This window comes from uncultured Campylobacter sp. (assembly GCF_938045225.1).
Classification (GTDB): Bacteria; Campylobacterota; Campylobacteria; order Campylobacterales; family Campylobacteraceae; genus Campylobacter_A.
On record NZ_CALINL010000014.1, the window covers coordinates 1 to 7,000 of the forward strand.

Here is a 7,000-nt window from a genome sequence, read left to right on the forward strand (position 1 = left end):
TTATATATCGTCAAAATTAGAATAAAGTTAAGGGGCAAAATTTATTTTACTCTATCGCCGACGTGACCGTTGTAGACGATATCCTTCGCGTCGATGTTTTCATCGAGCAGTATATCGCTTATCTTGCCGCTTTTTTTAATGCTTTCGATATCTTGTTGCAAATCCTCTTGATAGCTGTATATCATCGCGGCTTCTGAGACGCCCTCTACGCCCTCTAGCGCCTTAAAGAGCTCTATCTCGCCGTCTAAATTTTCCGCGCTCATCACGACTACGATTTTGCCCTCTTGCGCGGCGATGACCTCGCAGCCTTTTACTTGCTCGATTCTTTTAGCTACTTCGGCAGCTTCGTTTCCGTCTTTTGTATATACTATCGCACTTGATATATTCATTTTACGCTCCAAAATTTAACCTCTTTTTCGTACGCGACGCTGATTAGTCTGCCGCTATCGGAGAGGTAAATTTCATTTAAAATTTGCTGTCCGGTTTTTACGGTCGCGAGTTTTGTTTTGCTTGCGATGTCGTAGACCAGGATATCGCTCTCTTCGCCGTTCATATACGCTAGCGTTTTGGCGTCGTCGCTAAGCCCCGTCGCATAAACGATAAAATCAGACTTAAAATAGCTCATCGAGCCGTTAAAAACGCCTGCTTGTTTGTCGATGCAGCCCACGGCTACGACGTCATTTTTGTAGTCGATGTCGTACATGTTGTCTTTAAAGAAATTTAGCGTTTGTTCGGTTTGGCGAGTTTTTAGATTATAGATATAAATCACGCCGCTTTCGGCTCCGATAGCGATTTTGTCGCGGGTTTTATTGATCTCAAAATCCACGTAAAGCGCGATGGAAAATTTATGTTTAAAGACTGCTTTTTTACTCTCTAGGTCGATATAGTAAATTTCATTGCCGAAATCCGATACTACCGCCGTTTTTTCATCTATGAAAAAGGCTTTTTTGGCGGATTTGTTAGCTAGATGCATATTGCTAACCTCGCTCCAGCCGTCATTTTCTTTTTTAAAAACGTACAAATATCGCTCGTTGTAATCCATCTCGGTTAAAACCAAAAGCATATCGCCCAGCCGGTCGATACTAAAAATTTTTGCTGGCTCTTCGTCGCTAAAGTGCGTTTTGACTGTGCGAAATTTGATCGGTTCTAAAAATTTATCCGCCTTTATGTCGTAGATATCAAGCTCGCTACCGTCCGTGCCCAGATATAAAATTTCATCTATCAAATTTGAGCTTATCACGTTTGCGCCCGCTTTTATGACCTTGTCCGGTTGCGAGATCTCGAGCGGTGCAGCCGCCAAATTTGCGGTCAAATTTAAGCAAAAAATCGCCGTAAAAAATAAAATAAATTTTCTCATAACGCCTCCATTTTGATACTATTTGCGAAGCAAACTTCCATACACTGCGCGCAGCCCGTGCATTTTTGATTTACGCTTGGGCGAAAAACGCCTAAAAAATCGATGGCTCTAAATTTGCAAACATCCTGGCAACTACAGCAAATCGTGCCGTTCCATGCAAGACAACTATGTACGTCGATAAAAATTTTAGCTTCGATTTTAGCTGCAAATTCTAAATTTAAAACCTCTCGTCCCGCCTCCTCGCAAGCAAGCGCGCACTCTTTACAAAAGTTACAACCTAAGGACTTAAATTTAAAATTTACTCTCTCGTTTTCAAAACTCAAAAGCTCTCTATCACAAGCGCTAACGCAAGGCGCTTCGCAATCAGCGCAGTTAAATTCGCCGCAAAAATAAGGCGGCGCAATAAATTTTTGAGCGGTTTTGCCGCCCAAAAATTTAGTAAATAGCTCGCGTCTGGATACGCTCACCTAACGCCTTCGTTTAGTACGTCTAATAGATTGGAATGCTGAGACGAGTTGGCATCGCGGTACTCCGGCTTAAAGTTATTTTTAAACTTAGCCTCTACGTTCGCCTGCGGTACGTGACACGTAGTGCAGTTAAAGCGGTCGTCACTAAGCTTACCGTCGAGGTCTTTTTTGTTCCTTATGCTATAAAGGTGCGATTTAGGGATCGGAGTCGCGCCGACGTCTTTTGCGACTTCAGGCATATGACATGTAACGCACATATTATTATCCGCGGTTATCGGTATCAAACCCTCTAAATCATGAGGTATCATCGGCGGTGCGTTTTCAAAAGAGCGCTCATATCTTTGTGCTTCGCCTGCGGCAGGTTTCGTCCAGTTGATATCGGCTAGCTTTACCTCTTCTTCGTCCATAACGTCGTTAGCCGAACGCAAGATATTTAGATCCTTTGCTTCTTTGCTATCGGATGATTTTGATTTATTTTTTTGCTCTACTTTTTGAGTTTGTACCGAGCTAGAGGATTTTTGTTCTTCTTTAGCTTCGACGTATCCCGAAAATACGAGGACGGCGCACGCCAATCCCGCCAAAATTCTCGCCTTCATTGATTTTTCTCCTTTAGTAAATTTCTTATATTAAATTTGAGCGCGTCGTCGTCGCAGACGTCGATACAGCGTCCGCAGCTGATGCACTCGCTCGATGTTATAAACCCGCTTTGCTTGCCGATGATGCCAAGCACTTGGTTTTCCGGACAGATTAGCTTACACTTCATGCAGTTAGTACAGCTAGCCGCATCGTGCTTTACTCTGATAAGGGCAAATTTGCCGGCTATCGCGTAAAAAGCGCCCAGCGGACAAAGCTTTGAGCAGACTAGTCTATCGCCGATAAACGCGTCTATCGCAAACACTCCAAACGCCACAAACAACCACAGCGTGCCACCGTAGATGACGCCGCGCTGAATAATGCCGATAAAGCTAATGCCCTCAAACGCCGGAGCCGAAGTGACTAGCGAGATAAAAAGCGTAAATCCCAAAACGTAATATCTCGCGCTTCGCGTAAAATTTACGAATTTTTTATCTTTATCGTAGCCAAGCTTTACTCTAACCCAGCGAGCGGTTTCGGTGATGATATTTACCGGGCAAACCCAGCTGCAAAAAGCGCGCGGAGCGACGATCGCGTAAAAAGCAAACACGATAGCGGCTCCCACAAGCGCGCCCGAAGCGATACTAAAACTAGCTAGATATAACTGCAAAACGGCAAACGGATCGCTAAGAGGAACAACTCCGAAAAGCAAAGACGAGCTGAGATTGCCTTGTAAAATTTTAATTCCGTAGTAGTTGCTCGCAAAAAACAGCCCCAGAATCAGAATTTGACTTATCCTTCTTAAAATCAAATATTTCATAGCAAATCTCCGCTATTTAGATAGTCGTTTAGCTTTTTCTCGTCGGTTTTAAACTCTTTAGGTTCGGCGTCTTTTAGCTTTTTATCCGCGCCTTCGACCCAGCCTTTTACGTACTGTTCGTTGCTAGAGCCAAGTCCTATCTCGCGCGGAAGCACGAAGATAGAAGCTTTTGGCGTCACGCAAACTTGTTCGCACATGCCGCAGCCCGTGCAGTAGTCGGCGTCTACGACAGGTTTAAAAAACGCGTGCTTTTGCGTGCGTTCGTTGCGGACATATTCAAGCCTTAACGCTTTATCTATCAAAGGACAGGCGCGGTAGCAAGCGTCGCAGCGAAGCCCCTCGTAAGCGATGCAAAAATTCGGATCCAGCACCGCGATACCCATTTGCGCTTTGTTTATATTTAGCTTGCCGTTATCCTCGCTCACTAGCTTCGTATCTAGCGCTCCGGTCGGACAGGCGACCGTGCACGGGATATCCGTACACATATAACAAGGGATATTTCGCGGGGTAAAAAACGGAGTACCGTAAGGCAATCCGTCGTCTAAATCCGCAAGCTTAAGCGTATCCCAAGGACAGGCTTCTACGCAAAGCCCGCAGCGTATGCACTCGCTAAGGAAATTTTTCTCCTTTAAAGCACCTGGCGGCCTGATGAGTAGAGTTTGGGCTTTAGCCGTCGTTTGCGTACTCCAGGCAAAGCCGCCTGCAAGAACCAAACTAATCGCCTTTAACCCAAATTTTAAAGCCTCTCTTCTATTTTGCATTATTAAGCCTTGTAAATTTTAACCGCGCATTTTTTATAGTCGGTCTCTTTTGAGATCGGGCAAGTCGCATCTAGGCAGACTTTGTTGATATACACGTTTTCATCAAAAAACGGCACGTAAACTAGTCCCGAAGGAGTTTTGTTTCGTCCGCGCAGATCTAGCCTTGCTTTTACCTTACCGCGGCGAGACTCGACCCAAACTACGTCGTTATGCTGTAAATTTAGCTTTTGCGCATCGCCCTCGTGCATGTAGCAAAGAGCCTCAGGTACAGCGCGGTAAAGCTCAGGAACACGCATAGTCATAGTGCCGGTGTGCCAGTGCTCCAAGACGCGGCCCGTGCATAGCCAGTAAGGATACGTAGTATCAGGCATCTCGCACGGATCCATATAAGGACGGAAGAAAATTTTGGCTTTATTAGCGATAGAAAAATTCTCGTCTCCGCTAGTTACTTTGGTCAAATCGCCTTTTTGCAACTTGGCTTTTTTATTTCCGTAGAATGCAAACTGCTTGCCGTCTTCGGCAAATTTCTTCGCGTACGGATCGTATTTGGCATTAAATCTCCACTGGGTTTCTTTGCCGTCTACTACAGGCCATCTTAGGCCGCGCACTTTGTGATAAGTATCAAAGTCCGCTAGATCGTGTCCGTGACCCGAGCCAAATTTGCGGTAGTCTTCCCAAAGATATTTTTGAACGAAAAATCCGTAGCCCTCAAACACTTTGCCGTCCGAGCCGACGATTTTTCTACTGTCGCCGAAAACTTCAGAGTTATCAAAATCTTCCATTATAGCGTCTTTTGCAGGATAGCTCTTAGCCTCTTCGTTTGCGAAAAGCACGTCAAATAGCGTATCTTCTTCGCTATAACCCATGGCTTTTGCCTCGTCTAGCACGCTTGGAAGCGTTAGCTTATCGTCCACTTTTTGTTCGCCCCAAACCTCTTTTAGCTTAAAGCGCTTAGCAAATTCCAGCATTTGCCACGTGTCGCTCATCGCTTCGCCTACCGGAAGGACTTGCTGACGCCAGTGCTGCGTTCGGCGCTCGGCATTACCGTACGCGCCCCATTTTTCGTATATCATCGCAGTAGGCAAGATTAGATCGGCAACCTTAGCCGAGATGCCCGGATACGGGTCTGAGACGATGATAAAGTTATCCATCTCGCGAGCGGCTTTTATCCAGTGGTTTGCGTTTGCGGTATTTTGCCACGGGTTATTTACCTGCACCCACGCCCATTTCATCTTTCCGTCTTCCATATCGCGCATCATTTTTACGTAGTGAGAGGCGACTTTCGGATTTAGCGTGTTTTTAGGAAGTTTCCAAATTTTCTCGCTTATTTCGCGGTGTTCGGCGTTATCTACGACCATATCCGCAGGCAAGCGGTGGACGAAAGTACCGACCTCGCGTGCCGTTCCGCATGCGCTTGGTTGTCCAGTTAGAGAGAAAGCACCCTCGCCCGGTTTTGCTTGCTTACCAAGAAGCATATGTACCATATAGGCCTGCTCGTTTACCCAAGTGCCGCGTTGGTGCTGGTTAAAGCCCATCGTCCAAAAGCTAACTACTTTTCTACCTTTTTCGATGTACCAGTCGGCTAGTTGCTTTAGTTTTTTCTTAAATTCTTCCAAATCCTCGTTTGGATCGCCTTTTATTAGCGGAGCGGAGAAGTCAAGCGTATAAGGTTTAAGAGCTTCTTTAAATTCCTCAAACGTGATTTGCCAGTGTTTGCCCGCGGTAGCCGTATTTTTATTTTCCATCACGTCGCCCTCTTTATAGCCTAGATAGCCCAGAGTCACGCCTTCGTTTTTGCTTAAAGTCTTTTTAAGTTCGGTCTCGATGACGTCTTTTTCGGCATTGTAGTTAGGATGATTTGGATTATTTCTAAGCCCATAGCCGATATCGGCAGGTCCCGTCGCAAATACGCAGTGGCTATTTACGTAGTCCCAATCAATGGCTTCAGGATGATTATAAACGATCTCGTGAGCGATGTAGTTCCAGATAGCTACGTCGCTTGAAGGAGCGAAAATAATCTCGGAATCGGCGATATTTGACGTTCTAGTCGAATACGTACTTAAATTTACGACCTTTACGCGCTCAGGATCGCTTAGCTTCTTATCGCTTACGCGCGCCCAAAGTATCGGGTGCATCTCCGCCATATTAGCGCCCCAAGCCACGATAGTATCGGTTAGCTCTATGTCGTCGTAGCAGCCCGCAGGCTCGTCGATACCGAAAGTCTGCATAAATCCGACGACCGCGGACGCCATACAGTGGCGAGCATTCGGGTCTATGGAGTTGCTTCTGATACCCGCTTTCCATAGTTTGACGGCTGCATAACCCTCTAAAATAGTGTATTGACCCGAGCCGAAAACGCAGGCTGAATGCACGCCGTTTTTCTTCATGGTCTCTTTATATTTTTCCACCATGATGTCAAAGGCTTTTTCCCAGCTAATAGGCTTAAATTTGCCTTTTTTATCAAATTCGCCCTTTTCGTTCACGCGCAAAAGCGGCTGAGTGATGCGGTCTGCGCCGTACATGATCTTGGCGTTAAAGTAGCCTTTGATGCAGTTTAGGCCGCGGTTTACTGGTGCTTCAGGGTCACCCTTGACTGCTACGATTTTGCCCTCTTTGGTTGCGATCATTACGCCGCAGCCAGTTCCACAGAACCTACATGCAGCCTTATCCCAGCGCCAGCCCTTTTCAGCTGCGTTTTGCGCAGCTGCCATAGAGCTAGGCAGCGCTATACCCGCACTCGCGCAAGCAGCCGAAGCGGCGGCGCTTTTTATAAAATCTCGTCGATCCATTTTCTCTCCTCGTTTATTTTTTAAGATAGTTCTTAAAAATCAGGTAGATATTAACCGCTATAACCTAAATTTAAGTTGATTAAAAATAACTAGTTCTTTGGCAACATTTGGAATTCAAATTAAGACCAAAATTATCTTTATTTCGCCTATTTTAGGGCTAATGCTTAAAACTACGCATAAATATAAAATTTTATATTTACAAAAATCAATATGCTTTTTGATAACAAAACCCA

The 7,000-nt window shown here is 45.4% G+C and carries 7 protein-coding genes; all 7 read right to left on the reverse strand.

Annotation, left to right across the window (positions count from 1 at the left end; genetic code table 11):
- Nucleotides 1-41: 41 nt before the first annotated feature.
- Genes Q0200_RS01245 through napA form a run of 7 tightly spaced genes read right to left on the reverse strand, consistent with a single transcriptional unit; the run spans nucleotide 42 to nucleotide 6,767 of the window.
- On the reverse strand, nucleotides 42-389 hold the full coding sequence (locus tag Q0200_RS01245; RefSeq protein ID WP_297936839.1) for a chaperone NapD: 348 nt from the start codon (nucleotides 387-389) through the stop codon (nucleotides 42-44).
- Nucleotides 386-1,357, reverse strand: a complete 972-nt coding sequence (locus Q0200_RS01250) for a nitrate reductase (protein WP_297936841.1) — start codon at nucleotides 1,355-1,357, stop codon at nucleotides 386-388. The genes Q0200_RS01245 and Q0200_RS01250 overlap by 4 nt, the downstream gene beginning before the upstream one ends.
- Complete coding sequence (locus Q0200_RS01255) at nucleotides 1,354-1,824, reverse strand: 4Fe-4S ferredoxin (protein ID WP_297936844.1); 471 nt, start codon at nucleotides 1,822-1,824, stop codon at nucleotides 1,354-1,356. The genes Q0200_RS01250 and Q0200_RS01255 overlap by 4 nt, the downstream gene beginning before the upstream one ends.
- Nucleotides 1,821-2,420, reverse strand: a complete 600-nt coding sequence (locus Q0200_RS01260; protein ID WP_297936846.1) for a nitrate reductase cytochrome c-type subunit — start codon at nucleotides 2,418-2,420, stop codon at nucleotides 1,821-1,823. Before Q0200_RS01260 ends, Q0200_RS01255 begins: the two co-directional genes overlap by 4 nt.
- A complete protein-coding gene (gene napH / locus Q0200_RS01265; protein ID WP_297936848.1) occupies nucleotides 2,417-3,217 on the reverse strand; it encodes a quinol dehydrogenase ferredoxin subunit NapH in 801 nt (266 codons plus the stop codon). The genes Q0200_RS01260 and napH overlap by 4 nt, the downstream gene beginning before the upstream one ends.
- Nucleotides 3,214-3,978: a ferredoxin-type protein NapG gene (napG, locus tag Q0200_RS01270; protein ID WP_009492925.1), complete on the reverse strand. Its 765-nt coding sequence runs from the start codon at nucleotides 3,976-3,978 to the stop codon at nucleotides 3,214-3,216. Before napG ends, napH begins: the two co-directional genes overlap by 4 nt.
- A gap of 2 nt (nucleotides 3,979-3,980) precedes the next feature.
- Nucleotides 3,981-6,767, reverse strand: a complete 2,787-nt coding sequence (gene napA, locus Q0200_RS01275) for a nitrate reductase catalytic subunit NapA (protein WP_297936850.1) — start codon at nucleotides 6,765-6,767, stop codon at nucleotides 3,981-3,983.
- Between the last annotated feature and the right edge of the window lie 233 nt (nucleotides 6,768-7,000).